General features: G+C 64.6%; 14 protein-coding genes. 2 read left to right on the forward strand and 12 right to left on the reverse strand.

Going from position 1 to position 20570, the window contains the following annotated elements; translation table 11 throughout:
• Positions 1-43 precede the first annotated feature (43 nt).
• The gene (locus ETX26_RS07920; protein ID WP_191984693.1) at positions 44-961 is read left to right on the forward strand and encodes a hypothetical protein; all 918 of its coding nucleotides are present in this window, start codon (positions 44-46) and stop codon (positions 959-961) included.
• Between the two features lie 350 nt (positions 962-1311).
• Here the strand turns inward: ETX26_RS07920 and ETX26_RS07925 are convergent, their stop codons facing one another.
• From ETX26_RS07925 to ETX26_RS07940, 4 genes are all read right to left on the reverse strand, one after another.
• Positions 1312-1764: an ASCH domain-containing protein gene (locus ETX26_RS07925; protein WP_129524048.1), complete on the reverse strand. Its 453-nt coding sequence runs from the start codon at positions 1762-1764 to the stop codon at positions 1312-1314.
• Positions 1761-3881 carry a GNAT family N-acetyltransferase gene (locus ETX26_RS07930; protein WP_129524049.1) on the reverse strand — a complete coding sequence of 707 codons (2121 nt, stop codon included), beginning with the start codon at positions 3879-3881 and terminating at the stop codon, positions 1761-1763. Before ETX26_RS07930 ends, ETX26_RS07925 begins: the two co-directional genes overlap by 4 nt.
• A gap of 316 nt (positions 3882-4197) precedes the next feature.
• The gene (lepA, locus tag ETX26_RS07935) at positions 4198-6015 is read right to left on the reverse strand and encodes a translation elongation factor 4 (RefSeq protein WP_129524050.1); all 1818 of its coding nucleotides are present in this window, start codon (positions 6013-6015) and stop codon (positions 4198-4200) included.
• A gap of 57 nt (positions 6016-6072) precedes the next feature.
• On the reverse strand, positions 6073-8580 hold the full coding sequence (locus ETX26_RS07940) for an EAL domain-containing protein (protein ID WP_129524051.1): 2508 nt from the start codon (positions 8578-8580) through the stop codon (positions 6073-6075).
• 455 nt (positions 8581-9035) lie between these two features.
• Here ETX26_RS07940 and ETX26_RS07945 point away from each other — a divergent pair, with 455 nt between their 5' ends.
• The gene (locus ETX26_RS07945) at positions 9036-10352 is read left to right on the forward strand and encodes an FAD-dependent oxidoreductase (protein WP_129524052.1); all 1317 of its coding nucleotides are present in this window, start codon (positions 9036-9038) and stop codon (positions 10350-10352) included.
• An 11-nt stretch (positions 10353-10363) separates the two neighbouring features.
• Here ETX26_RS07945 and ETX26_RS07950 read toward each other — a convergent pair whose 3' ends face one another.
• The 8 genes from ETX26_RS07950 to ETX26_RS07985 form a co-directional block, all read right to left on the reverse strand.
• Positions 10364-10741, reverse strand: a complete 378-nt coding sequence (locus ETX26_RS07950) for a hypothetical protein (RefSeq protein ID WP_129524053.1) — start codon at positions 10739-10741, stop codon at positions 10364-10366.
• A 35-nt stretch (positions 10742-10776) separates the two neighbouring features.
• Positions 10777-11715, reverse strand: a complete 939-nt coding sequence (locus tag ETX26_RS07955) for a hypothetical protein (RefSeq protein WP_129524054.1) — start codon at positions 11713-11715, stop codon at positions 10777-10779.
• A gap of 458 nt (positions 11716-12173) precedes the next feature.
• A complete protein-coding gene (locus tag ETX26_RS07960; RefSeq protein ID WP_129524055.1) occupies positions 12174-12950 on the reverse strand; it encodes a slipin family protein in 777 nt (258 codons plus the stop codon).
• A complete protein-coding gene (locus ETX26_RS07965; RefSeq protein ID WP_129524056.1) occupies positions 12951-14381 on the reverse strand; it encodes an NfeD family protein in 1431 nt (476 codons plus the stop codon).
• A 355-nt stretch (positions 14382-14736) separates the two neighbouring features.
• The gene (locus ETX26_RS07970; protein WP_129524057.1) at positions 14737-16197 is read right to left on the reverse strand and encodes an efflux transporter outer membrane subunit; all 1461 of its coding nucleotides are present in this window, start codon (positions 16195-16197) and stop codon (positions 14737-14739) included.
• Positions 16187-17368 carry an efflux RND transporter periplasmic adaptor subunit gene (locus ETX26_RS07975; RefSeq protein ID WP_129524058.1) on the reverse strand — a complete coding sequence of 394 codons (1182 nt, stop codon included), beginning with the start codon at positions 17366-17368 and terminating at the stop codon, positions 16187-16189. The genes ETX26_RS07970 and ETX26_RS07975 overlap by 11 nt, the downstream gene beginning before the upstream one ends.
• A 4-nt stretch (positions 17369-17372) precedes the next feature.
• Positions 17373-19736, reverse strand: coding sequence for an ABC transporter permease (locus ETX26_RS07980; protein WP_225425546.1), 2364 nt, complete (start codon positions 19734-19736; stop codon positions 17373-17375).
• Positions 19737-19743: 7 nt separating this feature from the next.
• On the reverse strand, positions 19744-20478 hold the full coding sequence (locus ETX26_RS07985) for an ABC transporter ATP-binding protein (protein WP_129524060.1): 735 nt from the start codon (positions 20476-20478) through the stop codon (positions 19744-19746).
• Positions 20479-20570: the final 92 nt, after the last annotated feature.

Raw genomic sequence — 20570 nt, forward strand, 5'->3', positions numbered from 1 at the left:
AAACATTTTCCTACAGCACACCTCGTGTGCTGTAGAATCGAAAATGACCCGCCGCACAGACAATCGCGAGGCCCGCCTGCCCGCCCCCGCAGGCGAACTGCCCGCCTTCACCCCCGTCCCCCGCCAGTGCCAGCGCCACGACGGCTGGACCGACGAACGCCAGCGCGCCTTCATCGAGGCGCTGGCCGACACTGGCAGCGTCGAGGCCGCCTGCCGCGCCGTCAACATGAGCCAGCCCGGCGCCTACGAGCTCCGCCGCCAGCCGGGCGCGGAGAGCTTCCGCCAGGCGTGGGAGGCCGCGCTCCAGCTCGGCGTCCAGCGGATCGAGGACGTCGCGATGGAGCGCGCGCTCAACGGCGTCGAGGTGCCCGTCTACTCCTACGGCAAGCTCGTCGGGACCCGCCGCACCTACAACGACCGGCTGCTCATGTTCATGCTCCGCAACCGCGCGCCCGAGCGCTTCACCGAAGGCAAGGCGAAAGGCCTGAACGCGATCGGCAAGATGGAGCTCGAGCGCCTGAAGAAGCAGTGGCGCCAGGAATGGGAGGAGGAGAAGAAGCGCGAGGCCTCCTACGAGCACGAGGACGAGGTGCTCGCCAGCATCGACCGCAAGCTCGGCAAGATGCGCGAACGCTTCCTCTTCGCCATGAGCCCCCGCACCCGCGCCCTCCACGACGCCTACGAAGCCGCCCGGCAGGAGGACGAGGCCAACGGCTACAACCCCTACGAGGACCCGGAACACCCCGCCTCGCTCGCCTACAAGAACCGCGAGCGCGAGAAGGCCGGCCTCCCCGAGCTCCCCCGGCCGCAGGGGGAATATCCCACCGTGGTGAACTACCGCGAGGAGCTGGAGAAGGAACTGGAAGGGGAGGACGACGCGGCCGGAGACGAGACGCCGGAACCCCCGCCCACCGAACCGCACGGCCCGCGCATCAGGACGCTGAAGGACGACGGCTGGTGATCTCCTCCCCTCCCGCTTGCGGGAGGGGCCGGGGGTGGGCCTGCGCAACGCCCAAGGCCTGAAGAGCTCCAATCCGCGAGCACCGAGCGGAAGCGCCGCCCATCCATCGCCGCCCATTCGACACCGAGTGATTGCGAGCCGGAACGCGTCTGTGCCCCACGGACGCGCCCGCGACCTCACGTGTGAGAGGCGGCCCGCGCTGGGTCGACGAGTGGCTGTAAATCATGCACCGGAACCGCTTCGCCAACATGCCCCCTCGCAAGCGCGCGGTACGGGGAGTTCAAGCGGATCGGGGCGGAGGACCACCAGAACGGCTCCGCCGCGTCGGAGGAGAAACGCATCGACGGCGGTTACGCTTCGGCCGCAAACTCCATTGGGAAAAGCATCTTATCCAGATACTCCGCTTCGGCATCGCTAATCCGTGTGAAGAGCTGTGGCGGATGGAAGCTTGGCCTCACTCTCTTGAACTCATGACTTGGCAAAGGAACGCCCTCGCGTACGCCCGTGAGCGTAATACAAACAGCGACACTCGAATCTAAGAAGTAGCTGTCAAAATGCTCCCGTTCGATCCCGGTGCTATCTCCAAATATCTTCCACATTTTCTCTGGCGGCCCCTTCGACACCCCACCGACCATAGCATAACCTAAGATCGCGCCGACAGGTTTGGTCGCGTAAATCCACATTCTCATTCCCGACCGAAGTCCCGGTATCCTTCGTCGAAGTTCAACTGTCTTTTCGCCGCGAAGTATCGCCTCTGCGAACTCGGGGTAGATCGAAATTAATACATCGTGTCGGCCAATCATGAAGTGAAACCCTGCTCGAGGATCGATCTACTCTGCGTCGCATCGATCTCCCGCGCGGTCACCAGATTGGCACCGTCAGCGGCGCCCAACCGACGCAGCTCCCTGAGTGTGACCGGATATTCGAGCTGAAAAAGGTTGTCGAACTTCGTCATCAGTATCTCTGCCGACGATGAAAACTCGTCTAGATCATTAACCACCAGATATTCAAACTCATTTTTTCCAACAATATCTTTCTTTACCACAGTCGCGGATACAATTTTCGCAACCGCTAAAACTGCACCAGCACCACCATTCTTCTTGGATTCGTAAAAGAAAATAAGAGATCCGGCCTCCATCCTCAGCGCACTACGGGGACTACTTACGTATCCACGCAGAGTTCGAAAGGCCGCGTCCCGACTTTCAATGAAATCGAATGCCTTGTTCGCGCGTACTCCAAGGAGTTCCTCCGCGTACTGCTTCTGAATTGGAACAATCACGGATGATCTCGAATTCCACCATATTAGCGTTGGGCCGAGCAACGCCTCGACAGAAGCCAAAGGTATCTCGCGCATCACACCGTTTGCCTCGACACTTACCCTGTCGCGTTCTTGCAGCGGTGAAGATTCCGGGAGCTTAATTCCTGTGCGTGCGGAAAGCGCACGCGCAACTCCGGTCCAATTCGCGGGGTGGAGCGGCTTACCGATGACCGATTTCTCGAAGCACGTAGCATCTGGTTGGATGAAGCCGCGCGCGCGAGCTACTTCGTTCACGACCGATTGACCCGGAATTTTTTGGAGTCGTACCGCTGTGGGCGATGTTTGGGACGAAATGCGCAGCAGCAGATCCAGCAAATGATCGACGAATAACCGTCGACTTGGGTTTTCAGGCCGACAAACTACAGCCATCTCGGCCCTCGGCCCCAGTTGTTGCGGCATTGAAGCGACGGCAAGAGCTTCAATCCGGCCGCCAAGTTCAACCGATCGAACGATCGAATGATCGGTTTCCAGTAACCTTATGATCGGATCATAGAGATTGAGGCGGCCTCCTAGTTCCGATACAAACCTCTTCGCATCCGAGACGTCGCAGACCTGAATACGAAACCCTTGACCTGATAGCTCACCCGCCACGCCGTGTAGCTCTGAAGGTAGGAGAGCGAAGAGCTCCTGTGGCGAAACGATCTCAAGCCCGATTTCCTTTAGCACCAGGGGGCTTGCTTCCAGCAAAGTGCCATCGCGCGTCACGAATGCCGTAGAGCGGGCAAGTGCAGCATGTGCCAGATGCGCACAATCGCTCAGGGACTGCGGCGTCGGGCTTAGTAGATGAGGAAATACTAGGCGATGAATCTTCGATCGAATTTCCTTAAGCTCGACCTCATCGACGCGCGGCAGCTTAGGGATGCAAAGTGCAAGGTTAAGGATCGGGTCGCAGTGATTTGCTTTGGAATTCTTCCTAAGTTCACGTACGAATTCATCAGCGACTGAGACTCTGATCGTGCCGGCTAATGCCGCTCTAAAGAGCTCTTCCGCTTGCCCCGCGTGCTCCCGCCTCTTTGTGAGATCGAAATAGACATTGAGATCGAGCGAGAACTTTGCCTCGCCCCGAGAAGCCAACTCGTGAATCTGACTCACGAGAAAGTCCTGTCTATCGAAAACCGAAAAAAGATCCTCAGTATCAAGTTCCTTGACGTGGGTGAGGATTGTTCGGCCTCGTGTTGCACCGCCTTCGCGGGTCGAAACCTGGGTGAATCCATTCGCTCGGTAGAAGGCTAACGCCCCGTCAAGGTCGTCCCTGATGTCGGCCACCAACGAGCGGTATCCAAAGTGTTCTAGATGCGACGCCAGCAATTCTAGAAGTGAAGAGCCAATTCCTTCCCTGCGAAGGTCAGGATTGACCGCGATCTGGAAGACTTTTGCTGATGGGAACACCCCGCCAAAGAAAATATATCCAGCCAGACGATCGGTAGCATCATCCACAAGGGCGAGAAGTCGTCGATTTTCTATAGCCGTTTCCATTCCTCCTGAAGGAATGAAGCCCAACGGGTTCGCTTCTCGTTTGGACAAAGCAAGAATTTCCGGGAAGTAGTCCCTCAACTTGCTAGGCTCGACCACACGCGAAAGGGATAGTTTCAATGCCATCATCGATGCATATCTGGCAAGGCTCTACTGATACAAGCGGGTTGCCACATCCCTCCCCCATCGACGCTCACAATACTCCGCCGGAGACACGCCACTTCCTCTCCGATCACGGACACGCGATCATGCCCTACCCTTTGTTACGCGATGAACAGGGCGCATCGCGATCAGATACGGCCAATTGAATGGCATCCGCTGCGGCAAAGCCGCGTCGTCGAAGGGCTCGGCTCGCTAGAGGCTTCGCCGGCCCCCGGCCGTGACGGCGCTGATTCGCGTCTAAGCTCCGGTTGCTTCGCAATCCTCGCTTACACGCGGGCGCTCGTCACTCCTCCCCCATCCGCAGCGCCGCAATAAACGCCTCCTGCGGGATCGACACGTTGCCATACTCCCGCATCCGCGCCTTGCCCTTCTTCTGCTTCTCCAGCAGCTTCTTCTTGCGCGTGATGTCGCCGCCGTAGCACTTGGCGGTCACGTCCTTGCGCAGCGCGGCGATGGTCTCTCTCGCGATCACCTTGCCGCCGATCGCGGCCTGGATCGGGATCTTGAACAGGTGGCGCGGGATCAGGTCCTTCAGGCGCTCGCACATGCCGCGGCCGCGCTCTTCGGCCACCGAGCGGTGGACGATCAGGCTCAGCGCGTCGACCGGCTCGTTGTTGACCAGGATGTTCATCTTGACCAGGTCCCCCTCGCGCAGGCCGATCTGCTCGTAGTCGAAGCTGGCATAGCCGCGGCTGATCGATTTCAGGCGGTCGTAGAAGTCGAACACGACCTCGTTCAGCGGCAGCTCGTAGGTCACCTGCGCGCGGCCGCCGACATACGTGAGGTCGGTCTGGATGCCGCGCCGGTCCTGGCACAGCTTGAGGATCGAGCCGAGGTATTCGTCGGGCGTGTAGATCGTCGCCTTGATCCACGGCTCCTCGATCCACTCGATCCGGTTGGGATCGGGATAGTCGGCAGGATTATGCAGCTCGATCGTCTTCGCCTCCTCGTTCTTCGTCTTGCCGAGGCGGATGCGGTAGACGACGCTGGGGGCGGTGGTGATGAGGTCGAGGTCGTACTCGCGGCTGAGGCGTTCCTGGATGATCTCCAGGTGCAGGAGGCCGAGGAACCCGCAGCGGAAGCCGAAGCCGAGTGCGGCCGAGCTTTCCATCTCGTAGGAGAAGCTCGCGTCGTTGAGCCGCAGCTTGCCGATCGATTCGCGCAGCTTCTCGAAGTCCGCGGCGTCGACCGGGAACAGGCCGCAGAAGACGACCGGCTGGACTTCCTTGTAGCCGGGCAGCGCTTTTTCCGCCCCGCCCTTCACCGTGGTGATCGTGTCGCCGACGCGGGCCTGTTCGACTTCCTTGATCTGCGCGGTGATGAAGCCGATCTCGCCCGGACCGATCTCCGGCAGATCGACGCGCTTCGGGGTGAAGGCGCCGACGCGGTCGATCAGGTGCTGGGTGCCGCCCTGCATGAACCTGACCTGGAGGCCCTTGCGGATCGCGCCGTCCATCACGCGCACGAGGATGACCACGCCGAGGTAAGGGTCGTACCAGGAGTCGACCAGCATGGCCTTGAGCGGGGCGTCGCGGTCGCCCTTCGGGGGCGGGATCTTGGCGACGATCGCCTCGAGCGTGTCCTCGATCCCGATGCCGGACTTGGCGCTGGTGAGCACCGCCTCGCTGGCGTCGATGCCGATGATGTCCTCGATCTCGGCGCGGACCTTCTCCGGTTCGGCGGCGGGGAGGTCGATCTTGTTGATGACGGGGACGATCTCGTGATCGTGCTCGATCGACTGGTAGACGTTGGCGAGCGTCTGCGCCTCGACCCCCTGCGCGGCGTCGACCACCAGCAGCGCGCCCTCGCACGCGGCGAGGGAGCGGCTGACCTCGTAGGCGAAGTCGACGTGGCCGGGGGTGTCCATCAGGTTGAGCTCGTAGGTCTGCCCATCCTTGGCGGTGTAGTTCAGGCGCACGGTCTGGGCCTTGATGGTAATCCCGCGCTCGCGCTCAATGTCCATGTTATCAAGGACTTGCTCGCTCATCTCGCGGTCGGTCAGGCCCCCGCAACGCTGGATCAGCCGATCGGCCAGCGTCGACTTGCCATGGTCGATATGCGCAATGATGCTAAAGTTCCGGATACGTGCGAGATCGGTCATCCCGCGCCCTTAGCCGTGGCGTGCGCAGCTGTCAGCAAGGAGAATCGAGCCTTCGGACTAGCCGGCGGCGGCGCGCCGTTCGTTCGTGTCCTCGGGGAGTGGGCGATCGTTGAACGGGTTGCCGGCCGGACCGCCGAGGTCGTCGGGGAGCGCCTGGTCGAACTCGACGCCCATGCGATTGTCGACGCACCAGCGCGCGGTCGCTTCGGCGACCAGGGTGTCGGAGATGGCGATGCGGAAGCGCGTCCCCTCGGGCACGTTCCACAGCCCCTCGATCAGCGCGCCGCGGGCGGAGACGTTGCGGATGGTGCCGGCGTAGTGCTGCCCGGCGTGCTCGAGCACGATCTTGCGCAGCATGGTGCGGCGCGGAGCGCGGGCGGAGCGCGGGCCGACGGCCTCCATCGCGAGGCCTCCCGCAAGGCGCTCGTCGGCGTCCTGGGGACTCAGCGGCTTCGAGTAGATGTAGCCCTGGATATGCGTGCACCCATGCGCCCGCACGAGATCGAGCTCGTCGAGCGTCTCGACCCCCTCGGCCGTCACGTCCATCCCCAGCGCCTGCGCCAGGCTGGTGATCGACGCGATGATCGCGCCGTTGCGGCTCCCCGGCTGGGTCGCGCCGCGCACGAAGCTCTGGTCGATCTTGATCTTGTCGAACGGCGCCTTCTTCAGATAGCCGAGCGAGGAATAGCCGGTCCCGAAATCGTCGAGCGCCAGCCGCACGCCGATCCGCTTGAGCGCCGCGAACATGGCTTCGTTGTCGGCGTCGTCGTCGAGGAACACGCTCTCGGTGATCTCGAGCTCGAGCCGCGAGGGCGCAATCCCCGCCTGGGCCACGGCATGGGTGATGATCGCAGGCAATTGCGGGTTGGCAAACTGGAGCGGCGAGACGTTGACCGCGCAGCGCACTTCCTCCGGCCACTTCGCAAGCGCGCCGCAAACGGTGCGGATCGCCCACTCGCCGATCGCGGCGATCAGGCCGGTGTCCTCGGCGATCGGGACGAACTTCTCCGGCGAGAGCCAGCCGCGCCGAGGATGGTTCCAGCGCAGCAGCGCCTCGAAGCCGGCGATCCGCGCCGTAGCGGCATGCACGACCGGCTGATAGAACAGCTCCAGCCCCCCGTTAGCGATCGCATCGCGCAAGTCCCGCTCAAGCGCGCTGCGCTCTTCGGCGGCGGTGTGCAGGTCGTCGGAATAGAAGTGATACCGGCCGCGTCCGGCATCCTTCGCGGCGTAGAGCGAGAGATCGGCATTGCGGATCAGCGATTCGCTCGAGACCCCGTCGTCGGGACAGACCGCGATCCCGACCGACGATCCGATCACCACCCGCTGCCCGTCGATCGAATAAGGCTGCGAAAGGGCGTGGATGACATCCTGCGCCAGGTGCGCCAGCTTCTCGCGTGTGACGCGGCCGGGCAGGATGACCTCGAACTCGTCGCCTCCGAGGCGCCCTACTCTGCCTACCTGGCCCACGGTCCGCTCGAGCCGCTGCGCGACCTGCTTCAGCAATGCGTCCCCTGCAGGGTGACCCAGCGTATCGTTGACATGCTTGAAACGGTCCAGGTCAAGCAGGAGGATCGCACATTCCCGCTCACGCTCCTGCGGACTGTTGAGAATCTTGTCCAGGGTCTGCGACATCTGGAATCGGTTTGCGAGGCCGGTGAGCGAATCGTAGCGCGCCAGACGCGTGGCGTTTTCCTGGCTGCGCTTCCTCTCGGTCAGGTCGGTGCCCGAACCGCGGAAGCCGCAGAAGTTCCTGAATCCGTCATAGACCGGCCGTCCGTTGATCGACCACCAGCGGTCGCCACCCTCCACCGCCGCCTTCACGGCGAGTTCCTGGAACGACGACCGGGCCGACATGTGGAACGTCAGCGTCCGCTCGCCTTCCCGGTTCTCCTCACCCAGGTCGAACAGCTGCGAGAACGGGCGTCCGATGAGCTCGTTCTCGGCGCGACCCAGCGTAGTCGCGACGGAAGGTGAAAGGTAGGTCAGGTTGCCGCGCCGGTCGGTTTCCCAAAACCAGCCCTGCCCGGTCTCCTCATAGTCGCTGAGGATGCTCTGCGCGCGATTGCGGATGCGGGCGAGCGCCTCGTCCTCTTCGGCGCGCGCGCGTTCGAACCGGGTCTGGTAAGTTGCGACGATGGCGCTCGCGATCACGGCCATCGAGAGCCCGGCGTAAGCGGAGGACGAACCGTCCACGACGGCCGCGGGCGCCCAGCAGCCGATCTTGCTGACGAAGACGAGCACGATCCTGCCGCTCAGCAGGGCGGCGAACAGGATGCTGACGGTAACCAGCCCCGCGACCCCGATCCGCCAGTCGAGCCCGCCCTCATACATCCAGTCCGCGAGACCGAGCCCCACCCCGGCAGACGAGATGCCGACCAGCGCGGTGCCGAGTGCCTGCTTCAATCGAGGCGATCGCTCGGCCGCGTCGCCCCATGCGTTGATCGGCTGACCTGCCGCCGCGCAGGTGACGGCAATCGCGGCGCAGACCAGTGTGAGCAGGGGCGGGAGCTCCAAGGCGACCACCCCCGCGAGGGCGAACGCAGATGCGATGGCGACGGCCATCCATGGCAGACTGGGCGGAACCACCGAGAGAGCAGCCGCGGTAGGGGCGATTCTTGCCCGCTTCGTCTCGCGGCGGTCATGCTCGCTTCGGCGTTCGGAGGATACGGAGCTACCCTTCGCGCCCCCTGCCGTGCGCAACGGTGGGGAGAGCGAGCGCCGCCGCTCGGCCCCGTTCGGTTCCGCTCCCCCTTTGGCTGACCCTCCACCCATGGGGTGAGCATGCAGCCAATCCCTTGAAAAATCGGTTAACCGCTCGAGGGCGCCGAACGGATCGAAAGTCGGGCCAAGTCTCCTTGCCAAGGCAATGGGGGCCGTGCATGAGGCTGTGGGCGAACATGCCGCCACGGAGGAGAGGATGGCAAACTCCACCGCCGCGCTCGAGACGGAGCTTCGACCGGTCGAGAACGCGGCTCGAAGGCAGAGGCGATCCCTTCCTGCCGGAGTACGGCACTGACATGCGCCATATCGCTATCATCGGCTCGGGGCCGGCCGGCTACTACACTGCGGAAGCCGCGCAGAAGCAGTGGGGGGACGAGGTCCGCGTCGACATCTTCGACACGCTGCCCGTCCCCTACGGTCTGATCCGCACCGGCGTCGCACCCGATCACCAGTCGATCAAGGGAGTCAGCCGCCGCTACGAAGCGACCGCGCTCAGCGAGAACGTGCGCTTCGTCGGCAATGTCACCGTCGGCGACCAGGTGAGCATGGACGAGTTGCGGGACCTCTACGACGCCGTCGTCCTCGCCACCGGCGCGCCCAACGACCGTCCGCTCGGGATCGAGGGCGAGAGTCTCGACAACATCTTCGGCAGTGCGGCGTTCGTGGGATGGTACAATGGTCATCCGCAGTTCGCCGGACTGAATCCCAGCCTCTCCGGGACCAATGCGGTTGTCATCGGCATGGGCAACGTCGCGCTCGACGTTGCCCGCATTCTCGCCAAGACCGAAGCCGAATTCGCCGGATCCGATATCGTCGCGCATGCGCTCGACGCGCTGCGAACGTCGAACATGCGCACGATCACAATCGTCGGACGGCGCGGGCCTCACCAGATCATGATGACGCCCAAGGAGCTGGGCGAATTGATGCATCTCGAGCGTGCGACGCCGCGGGTCGATCGGAGCGACCTCCCTGACGAGGCGGAAGACGCGATCCTGGAGCCGGGGCTGCGCAAGTCGGTCGCGCATCTCAGGAGCTTCGCCGCCATTCCCGAGAGCGAACGCGCCGACAAGGCGATCGAGATCGACTTCGACATGTTCGCCTCCCCGCTTCGCTTCGTCGGCGAAGGCAAGGTGACCGGGCTGGAGGTCGAACGCACCACGGTCGAGGCCGGCCGGGCGATAGGTACGGGCGAGACATACGTGATCCCGGCCGATCTGGTGGTCAGTTGCATCGGCTATCGCAGCTCGCCGATCCCCGGCGTGCCCTTCGACGAGCGCGCGGGACGCTTCGCCAATGACGATGGGCGCATCCTGCCCGGCATCTACTGCGTCGGCTGGGCACGGCGCGGGCCGACCGGCACGATCGGCACCAACCGCCCCGACGGCTTCGGCGTGGTCGAGAAGATTGCCGAGGACCTGAACACCGGCGCGCTCGGCGCAGGCGGCAAGGAAGGCCGCACCGGCTTCAACTCGCTTGCCGAGCAGCGCGGGCTCGACATCGTCACCTTCCGCGACTGGAAGAAGATCGAGGAAGCCGAAGCCAGGGCCGCCCGCGAAGGCGCCCCGCGGGAGAAGTTCGTGGACATCGAGGCGATGATCCGGGCGCGGGGGTAGGCTCCGAGAATTCAGCCCCCGTTCGCCAACCGCCTTCTCTCCGTTGTACTCTGTCGTCCCCGCGAAGGCGGGGCCACCGATGTTATAACTCGGCCTTCTTCAGGGGCTGGGTTGTCATTGACGAAGTCGAGAATGCCCATGAGCGAGCCATGCAGCGTCGCGTGAACCTGGCCCCGCTTCTCGCCGGGATGCAGCACGATCTTGCCGACCAGCGTTCGAATGTCGCTTGAGGCATCGAGCCGCGTGTCAGGGTCATCGAGTGTATCAGTGAGCCGAGCCACCTTGCGCTTGTAGATCGCGGCAATGCCGGGATGCACGGCGGGGATATCAGCGGGCCCTTCGGCGAGGCGCGCGGTGATCTCAGCCTTCTCGCGCTCCAGCTCGGCCATGCGCGCTTTCATAGCTGGTTGATAGAGCCCGTCCTCTATCGCTGCCATGAGACCGGCAATCGCGCGCTCGATCTTTGCGAGCGCACGGGTATCGGCATCTGCCTGAACGCGCCGCTCGCGGTTCTCCTGGTCGATGTGCGCGGCATAGGCAGCGACCGCCGCCTCGATCTTGTCGGCCGAGACCAGCTTGTCCGCGATGCCTGCGAGCGCCCGCCGTTCAAGCTCGGCACGTTTGATCGTGCGGTTGTTGGTGCAAGTGCCTCGGCGATACCGGCCGACGCAGCCGTAGCGTTCGGTGACGACGATGGCATATCTTTCTCCGCACGCGTGAACGGCAGTGGCCCGAGGTCTTCGCCCCGGCGCAGGATGGCATCGAATGGCTCGCTGTCGATGGGTTCGGGCGCGGAGTGGCCGACACCTGAATGACCGGCATCTTGATAGCTGTAGCGATGATGGCCGGTCAGCCGCGTGACCTCGGCGATGTTGCTGGCCGCAACGATCGTGCGGGCGGGTGCGCGGGCGAACAGCTCGCTGTTCTCCCAAAAGGCGGCCGAGGCGTAGACGACGGCGGCGCGCCCGGCCGTCGCGGCGGCGACCTTTTCGAGCACGCTCTGCTGGCGCGGTTCAGTTTCGTAGCGAAAGTAGGCTCCGTTCCAGCTCGACCATTCGGACGCGTTGGATCGCGACATGTAGTGAGGTCGCTTGTACTGGATGATAAGATTTAGCCGAAACCCGGGCAGCCGACCGTCGAGCTTGGCACCGATATCATGGATCAAGCCGAGCGGCAGGCCGGCGAGCCTTGGCCAGCCGGGGCCGATGATGCCCGTGAGCACGCGCATAGGCAGATGAAAGGCGCCGTCGAAACCGACATAGGCTTCGTCGGTCTGACCAGGCGCGAAACTGTACCTCGTGCGGCGCCCGAGCTCGATCTGGAAATAGTTCTCGTAGGTCTTTTCGCTGAACTGTGCCTTCATCTGTCCCCCCGGCCCTGTGGCGCAAAGCTTCTAGCCCGGCGTCGGAAGGCTGCAAGAATTGCGAGCGCGCGTGATCGGAAATCGTGGCCGCTATCGGGTGTCGGGAAGCCCTCAGCGATGACGCGGTGTCCGTCGACGACGTGCCGCGCGGCCTGCCCACAATCTTGAACAGACGACCGCTATCAGGAAAGCATTCTTTCGGCTTGAACGGCGGCTAAGTTCGCGGTTGCTGACGGCATCATCGGGTCGGCCGAGTGTCAGCTTCCCCGAATTTCCGTTCCTAAAACCGGACAAGCAGAAGACGGCCCATAGGCGGACCTCGCGTCTCAGAAGAGCGATCGGTGCGTTGGTCCGCGCTCAGCCAGGCACCTCTTGATTGGAAGCTCGGTTCCGTGGCCATCGCCGGTGGATTTTACAGCATCAGTTCGCGGCAGTGACGCGGTGCGCCAGGCGCTGCCTCAGGAGGCTTCCTCCTTAGCCTGGCGACCGGCGAAGAAATCGCGCAGTTCCATTGGAAATGGGAACACGATCGTCGAGCTCTTCTCGCCAGCCAGCACATTGAGCGTAGAGAGATAGCGCAGCTGCATGGCCTCGGGCGCCTGCCCAAGGATGCGCGCCGCCTCGAGCAACTTCTCCGCGGCCTGTGCCTCGCCCTCGGCGTTGATCACCTTGGCTCGCCGCTCGCGCTCGGCTTCGGCCTGGCGAGCGATCGCGCGGACCATAGACTCGTCAATGTCGACGTGTTTGATCTCTACGTTGGCGACCTTGATGCCCCACGCGTCGGTTTGCGAGTCGAGTATCTCCTGGATATCAGCATTGAGCTTGTCCCGCTCGGCAAGCATCTCGTCGAGCTCGTGTTTGCCGAGGACCGAGCGCAACGTGGTCTGGGCGAGCTGGCTGGTCGCGGACATATAGTCTTCGACCTGGATCGTCGCATTTTCCGGGTCGATCACGCGGAAGTAGATCACCGCATTCACACGCACGGAGACATTGTCGCGTGAGATCACGTCCTGGGTGGGAACGTCGAGCACCAGAGTGCGCAAGTCCATCCGAACCATCTGCTGCACCATCGGCACGAGCAGGATGAGACCCGGCCCTTTGACGCTGGTGAAGCGGCCCAGCGTGAACACCACGCCTCGTTCGTATTCGCGCAGGATTTTGACCGCCGCCAGGAGGAACAGGAACAGGAGGATGACTATCGGCACGTAGAGGGCGTAGTTCTCGAGATATTCCATCTATTCCTCCGTGAGTTGCGCGGGCCGCACCATTCCGCGGTGTTCTCCGCCGGTTGCCGGTTCGACGTCCAGCGTGAGGTTGCGCACGCCAGTGACGCGCACCGCATCGTCCGCTTCTATCGTGTCAACGCCTGTCGCCCGCCAACGTTCACCATTAACGAAGACGTGCCCTCGTTCACCGTTCCAATCCACGACGGTGCCGACCATGCCGATCAGCCCTTCGCGGCCGCTCGTGACGTGTCGCCGGTGGGAGGTCACCGCGAGCCGCGCGATGAGCACTGTCGTGCCCACACTGAACGCGGCCACCCCGGCAATGACCGGCCAGCCGATCTGGAACTGCGGCACGTCGCTGTCGATGACGATGGTCGTGCCGAGCACAAAGGCGACCAGTCCGCCTATGCCGAGCGCGCCGAAGGAGGGCGCGAACGCTTCCGCCGTCATGAAGGCGATGCCGAGAAGGATGAGCGCGATACCCGCATAGTTCACCGGCAGTGCTGCAAGCGCATAGAGCCCGACCAGCAGGCAGATGGCGCCGATGGTTCCCGGGTACAGCGCGCCCGGGTTCATGAACTCGAACATCAAACCGTAAACACCGATCATCATCAGGATCAGCGCGATGTTCGGATCGGTGATCGCCGCAAGCAGCTCGGTCCGCCAGGTGGGCTCGACACGCGTGAGAGCGAGTTCGCTCGTTTCGAGCGTGCGCTCCACGCCGCCAGCGCTGACGCTCCGGCCGTCGAGCTGCGCGAGGAGGTCGTCGAGGTCCTCGGCGACGATCTCGATCACGCCTGCCTCGAGCGCGGCATTGGCCGACAGGCTATCCGCGGTTCGCACCGCCGCTTCGGCCCAGTCCGCGTTCCGGCCGCGCAGTTCGGCGAGCGAACGGATGTAGGCGACGGCGTCGTTCACCGCTTTGGCTTCGCTCGCGTTGGCGGGCGCTGCGGCCTCGCCTGCCGGCTCGCCATCCCGCGCATCGTCCTGCGCCGGCGCCATGCTGCCGAGCTGGACGGGGGTTGCGGCCCCCACGTTCGTTCCCGGCGCCATCGCGGCGACATGGCTGGCGTAAAGGATGTATGCCCCCGCGCTGGCGGCGCGGGCTCCGCTCGGGCTGACATAAGTCGCCACCGGCACCGGCGACCTGACGATGTCGCGGATGATGTCGCGCATGGAGGTGTCGAGTCCGCCGGGAGTGTCCATGCGCAGGATCACCAAAGGCGCATCCGCTTCTGCCGCGCGCGCAAGGCCCTGCGCCAGATAGTCCGCCGTGGCCGGCCCGATCGCGCCGTCGACTTCAAGCACGATCGCGGAGCGTTGCTCCTGAGCGGGCGCTGGAGCGCTGATCCCGAAAAGCGCGAACACCAGCATCGCCAGAGCGGCGACGATGCCCCGTTTGGCCCGAGGCTCGGCCTTGATGCGCGCACGCGCCACCATTCTGCTCCTCGGGTTGCTTATCCCCTCACAGTTGAGGAGACCTCGGAACGCAGTGCGAAGGCTCTCACGTGAGCTCAACGTATAACGGGCCGGAATTGTGCCGACGGGCTGCGTCACCAGAAACGCAGCCTGACGGGCGGAGCGTCCGCAATTCGGTCGGGCGCAGGCATCCTCTGATACCCGCCATTCGTCCCCGGTGTTTCTGCGTGAACGTTTGGCCGGTTCCGGATGGCGCAGTTGTCCAAGTCGGCAAGCGAAACCGGACGGTCGCCAAGGGGCTCAGGTTCTACCGCTCAGCTAAGCAATGGACCGTCCATCGTTGGCCGAGCAGCCGCGCCACAAATATGTGCGGCTCCTATTCCAATGATCCGCCATCTTCCGGCATTGAGTTCTCACTGTCGAAGGCTCCTCCGAGAGCGAGATGCAGGTCGACGCGGTTGGCCAAGCGCAGCCTGTGCACCGCTAGCAGGGTAGAGCGGGCGTCCAACGCGCGTTGTTGGCTCTCGAGCAGGGTCAAGAGGGGTTCCTTCCCCACCTCGTAGCGGTTGCGGGAAATCTCGACTGCGCGCTCGGCCGCGGCCGAGGCCGCCGCAAGCTCCCGCTGCTGCCCGACGAGGAACTCTTCCACTGCCAGCGCCGTTTCGACCTCGGACAAGGCGGTCAGCACGGTATCGGCGTAAGTTTGCAGCGCCTCATCGCGCTCGCCAGCTCGGAGTTCGAACTGCGCCCTCAGGCGCCCGCCCTGAAAAATTGGTTGCAGCAACCGTCCGGCGATCGACCAGACGAAGAAGTCCGGATCGAGGAGGTTGGAGAGCTCCATGCTGGAAGTGCCGGCCGAGCCGGTCAGCTCGATGCTCGGGAGGAACGAACGTTCGGCCGCGGTCAGCCGGTAACCGGCCGCCTGCAGGTCGAGCAACGAAGCGGCAACGTCTGGCCGGCGGGAGAGCAGTTCGGCCGGAACGCCCGCAGGCGGCGCGGGCGGCACAGGAGGAAGCTTTGCGGCGGCAGCAACATCGCCGTCGGGATAGTCGCGCATGATGATCTCGAACTCGCGCGTCAGCCTGGCCAGGGTTTCGCGCCGCTGTTCGAGATTGGCGCGGGCGGAACGCAAGTTGGCGGCAGCCAGCTCACCCTCGATGGGCTGGGCGGAGCCGATATCCATCCGATTGCCGATCTGCCGCGCGACCTCCGCGTAGTTGGCGGCGGTCTCCTCGGCCAGTTCGACCTGATCCTGCGCCTCGACGACTGCGAAATAGGTGCGAGCCGTCTGCGCGGCGACGGCCTGGCGCGCGGCCTGCAGGTTCGCTTCGCTGCTCAGGAACGCGGCGCGTGCGGCGGCGGACTGGGCTGACAGCTTGCCCCACAGGTCGATCTCCCAGCTCACGTTTGCCGACAGGTCGTAAGTCTCGATCGTGTAGGCCGAGGGCCCCTCCGGGGCTTCTTCGCCCGGCACGACGATGCCGAGGCTTTCCAGCGATAGCCGCCGCTTCGTCGCCGAGAACGTGGCATCGACCTGTGGCAATCGGTCGGCTCCGGCGATGTCCGCATGTGCCCGCGCCTGGCGGACGCGCGCCGCCGCCTGACGGACCGCGGGGCTGTCGGCCACCGCCCTTTCGACGAAGCCGGTCAGCTGCGGATCGCCGAACCGCGTCCACCACCGGTCGTCCACCGGCCCTTCGGTTCCGGCCGGAGCAACAAAGGCCGGAGGGATGGCGACCCCAATCTTGGGCGATTGGTCGCTTGGCGCCGCGCAAGCGGCAAGGAACAGGCAGACCGCCGCCACGAATGCCGGTTTCGCGACAGACCTATTCCACATTGCGCCGCTCGACCGAGGTGCCGTCCGTTATCTCGGCGGCGGGATAGAGGATCACCGTCTCGCCCTCGTTTAGCCCCTCGATAACCTGGGCCTGGGTGCCGTTGTTGCGGCCGATCCGGACTGCTCTGCGCTCGGCCTCTCCATCGGCGACGACGAACACCGCCCAGTCCCCTTGCTCCCTGAACAGAGCGCTGGAGGGGACGATGATCGCATCGTCGTCTTCCCAGACGACAATCCGCGCCTCGACCCGGAAACCGCTTCCAAGATCGATTTGCCCAATGCGCGGGTCGGTAAGCCGAACGATCGTGTTGACCCGCTGCTCTTCCACCCCGAGCGCCGAGACTTTCGTGAAGCCCTGCGGTTCGATCCGCGCGACTTCGCCCTCGAGAGGTTCGCCGCCGCCCCAGTTGTCGATCAGTACCCGGTCACCCGGCGAGACCTGCACGGCATCGGTCGAGAGAAGTTCGACCAGAACCTCGAGATCGCCGTCGATATTGCCGACCTCCATGATCGGCGCCCCCGCCGCGAGCGTGGTCTCGCTTTCCTGCTCGACGCTGAGCACGCGGCCCGAAGCGGGTGCGAAAATGGCTATGGCGCCTCCGCCCGAGAGCTCCGCGCGAGCACGCTCCAGCTCGGCGCGCCGCGACGAGATGGTGGCGTTGGCCGCGCCGGCGGCAGCGGCGGCGGTGGCGGCGTCGCGCCGGGCGGTTTCGAGCGCTTCGCGGCTGGTGGAATCGAGCTCCCACAACTTCTGCTCGCGGGCCAGATTGTTGGCGGCAAGCTCCCTTTCCGCCGCTGCCCGGGCGGCCTCCTCACGCGCCGCGCGCAGGCTCGCCTCGGCCATTGCCACTCCGGCGCGGGCCTGCGCCCGGGCCCGCGGATCGAGGGGGGCGGGGAGCAGGCGCGCGACAACCGTCCTGCCGCCGATGACCCGGTCGCCCGGCTCCACCTCGACCCTTTGCAGCCGTCCCGCGGCGGGAGCGGACACGGCGTAGCTGTCATCAACCCGCGTCCGCCCTTCCTCGTCGATGGTCAGCTGCATCGGCCCCTGCGTCACCGTGCCCATGTCGACCATCGTCGCGCTCGGCCAGAAGGCGTAGATCAGCAGCAGGACGAGCAGCACGGCGGCGCCGACCGTCAGATAGAAGCGAGAGGTCTTTTTTCGGGCCATCCGGTTACTCTCTGGTCTTCAGGGCGCTGACGAGCTCGAGCCTATCGACATCGCGCTTCACCAGCCACCCCGAGGCGATCGAAGCGCCCAGCACCGCGAGAACCGCCGTGCCGAAGTCCGCTCGCCCGAAGGTAGCGGGAATCTGATAGAGGTCACTGCTGAACCCGGCCGCAATGCCGAATGATAGCGCATAGCCGAGCAGCGCGCCCACCGGCAGGGCGACGAACATCACCACCGCCAGCTCGCCCAGCAGCACGAACGCCGCCTCCCCTTTCGAAAAGCCGAGCACGCGCAGGCTGGCGAGATCGCGTTCACGCTCCGCCTGGGCGATGCGCGCCGAATTGTAGACGATGCCGAAAGTGATGATGAAGGCAATGCCGGCCATCACATAGCGCATCGCGCCTGCGCCGCTGTCCATCAGTTCCTGCAACGATGCCCGAGCGTCCTCCTTCAGGCTGACCGCGGCGACGGCCGGCATATCCTTGAGCTCGCGGTAGATTGCGTCGCTTCGCGCAGAATCGATCCGCAGCGAGGCTCCCGATACCCGGTTCGGTTCGCGCAGGGCCCGGTTGAGCGCATCGATTTCCATGTAGGCCGGGGAACCGAGCAGGCTCTCCGTTGTCCCGATGACCGGCAGGTGGAGCACCGGCTGGCGGCCCTCCCGCACTTCGACGGTCAGCACCTCGCCGGGCGCGATCTCGAGTTTGTCGGCGAGCGAGTTGGCGAGGATCACGCCCTCCTTGCGCATCTCAATCCCCTCGAGATCCCTGGTCACTGCGCGGTTGAGGCGAGGGTTCATGACGCGGCCCCCGACCGCGCCGCGATGGGTCATCAATCCGTTCCGCAGCACGACCGAAACGTTTCGCACCGGCTCCACTTCGATCACGCCCGGAATGCGTTGCAGTTCGAGGATCGTCTTGTCCGATTTGGGATCGGTGAAGCTGACGGTCAGATCGCTGCGATCGATCACGTTGAAGTTGAGGTCCATCGTCCGGCCGAAGCCCGACATCACCGAAGTCATCGCCGCTGCGAGCGCCATGCCCGCGGCAATGCCAAGCACCGCGCCGCCCATGCGGAGAGGCTGCCGCGTAACCCGGCGCATGACCATCCGGCTAGGCTGGTCGAGCAGCCGGGCGATGGCCTGCCCCACGCGGCCGGTGCGGCTGTAGTCGGCCGGTGCCGGAGGCCGCATCGCGACGGCCGGCGTCAGCGCGAAGACGCCGCGCAGCACCAGCAGGCCGCCCGCCGATGCCGCGCAGACGCTGACCAGAAAGCCGAGGATGAACGAGGAAGGGCGGAGCTCGAACAGCAGGAAAGGAAACTTGTAGTACTGCAGATAGAGGACCACCATGCCCCGTCCCGCCGCGATGCCGGCCAGGCAGCCGACGATCGCCCCGCCAATGGCGATGAACAGGATAAGCTTGAAGTAGTGCGCGCCGACCTCGAGGTTGGTGTAGCCGAAGGCTTTCATCAGCCCGATCTGCTCGCGCTCGGCCTGCACCATCCGCGACACGACGATGTAGAGCAGGAACGCCGCCACCGCGAGGAACAGCGGCGGGACGATCGTGCTGGTGCCGCGCAAGCCGTTGATTTCCTCGCTGACGTAGCGATCCGAAAGATGGTCCTCGAGACCGTAGGCGCCGAGCCCTCCATAAGGTTCGACCACCCGGTCGACCGCCTCGAGCACAGCCGGCTCGCTGGCGTCCCGCGCGAGCGAGATCAGCGCCTCGTTGAACGCGCCTTCCATGTCGTAGGCCGCTCCGGCGGTGGCACGGCTCATCCAGATCACCGCATAGCGGGCATCGTCGGGAGCCAGCTCACCGGGTGCGGTCACGTAGAGGAATTCGGGCGCCTGGACGAGGCCGACGACCCGAAACGCCCGCTGCGCCCCGCGGATCGTCACGTCGAGCGATTCGCCCGGCCGGATGTCGCGCGCGTCGGCAAAGCCTTTCAGCAACAGGATCTCGTCGGGATTGGCCGGATCGAGGCTGCGTCCGCCAGTCAGGAAGACGTCGTTGAGCCGCGGCGCTTCGAAATCGGGTAGCGAGACCACCCTGGCCTGGATCGGCAAGTCGACCCCTTCCAGATCCACCAGCGCATAGCCGGCGACCCGGCCCTCCGCCGCGGCGACGCCGGGAAGCGCCGCAAGCTCATCGATCACGCTGTCGGGCGCGCGGGTAACCGGCGCGAAGACGTCGGCGAGGCGGTAGCGCTCGTAGTAGGCCTGCCGGGTCTCATCGAGCGAGGTGACGAGGCCGGTCATCATCACCAGCAGCAGGACGCCGACCGCGATCACCGCGCCGATCGCCGCGGCCTGCCCCTTGATACGCCATAGATCGCGCAGCAGCTTGCGGTCTAGCGGGCTCACGGTGGCGTCACCACTCAATCTCCTCCGGGTCGAGCCTGGTCTCGTTCTCCTCGATCTCGCGAATGTCGCCATCGGCGAAGTGGATCACCCTGTGCGCCATCCCGGCGGTTGCCGCCGCGTGGGTGACGATCAGAACTGTCGAGCCCAGCGTCTCGTTGACGTCCTTGAGGACCTTGAGCACCGTGCGCCCGGTCGTGCTGTCGAGCGCCCCGGTGGGCTCGTCGCAGAACAGGACCTTGGGGCGTTTGGCGACGGCGCGCGCGATCGCCACCCGCTGCTGCTCGCCGCCCGAAAGCTGAGCCGGGAAATGGTCGGTCCGTTCATGCAGGCCGACCAGTTCGAGTGCCTCGCCGGACTCCATCGAACCCTCGGCAATCTCGGTCACCAGTTCGACATTCTCGCGCGCCGTCAGGCTCGGCATCAGATTGTAGAACTGGAAGACGAACCCGACGTTGTCCCGCCGATAGCGCGTCAGGTCGGCATCGCTTATCGCGCTCAGTTCCTGGTCGCGGAACCACACCGTTCCCTCGGTGCCCCGATCGAGCCCGCCGATGATGTTCAGCAGGGTGGACTTCCCGCTCCCCGAGGGGCCGAGCAGAACCACGATTTCGCCGGCCGGTATCTCCAGGTCGACGCCGCGCAGCGCGTGAACCGCAGCCGCTCCCTCGCCATAGATCTTCGTAAGACCCTGGGTGCGATAGGCGCAGTCGAGCGACCGGTCCGACTGGTCGAAATTTGTCATACGACGATTGGCATGTCTCGTTCGTTTTTGTGTGATGCAGTCTGCTTCACTAACAGTTATCGGCCCGCGGTGTAATGCATGTTGACGGCCGA

This window comes from Pelagerythrobacter rhizovicinus (assembly GCF_004135625.1).
GTDB classification, from domain to species: Bacteria; Pseudomonadota; Alphaproteobacteria; order Sphingomonadales; family Sphingomonadaceae; genus Pelagerythrobacter; species Pelagerythrobacter rhizovicinus.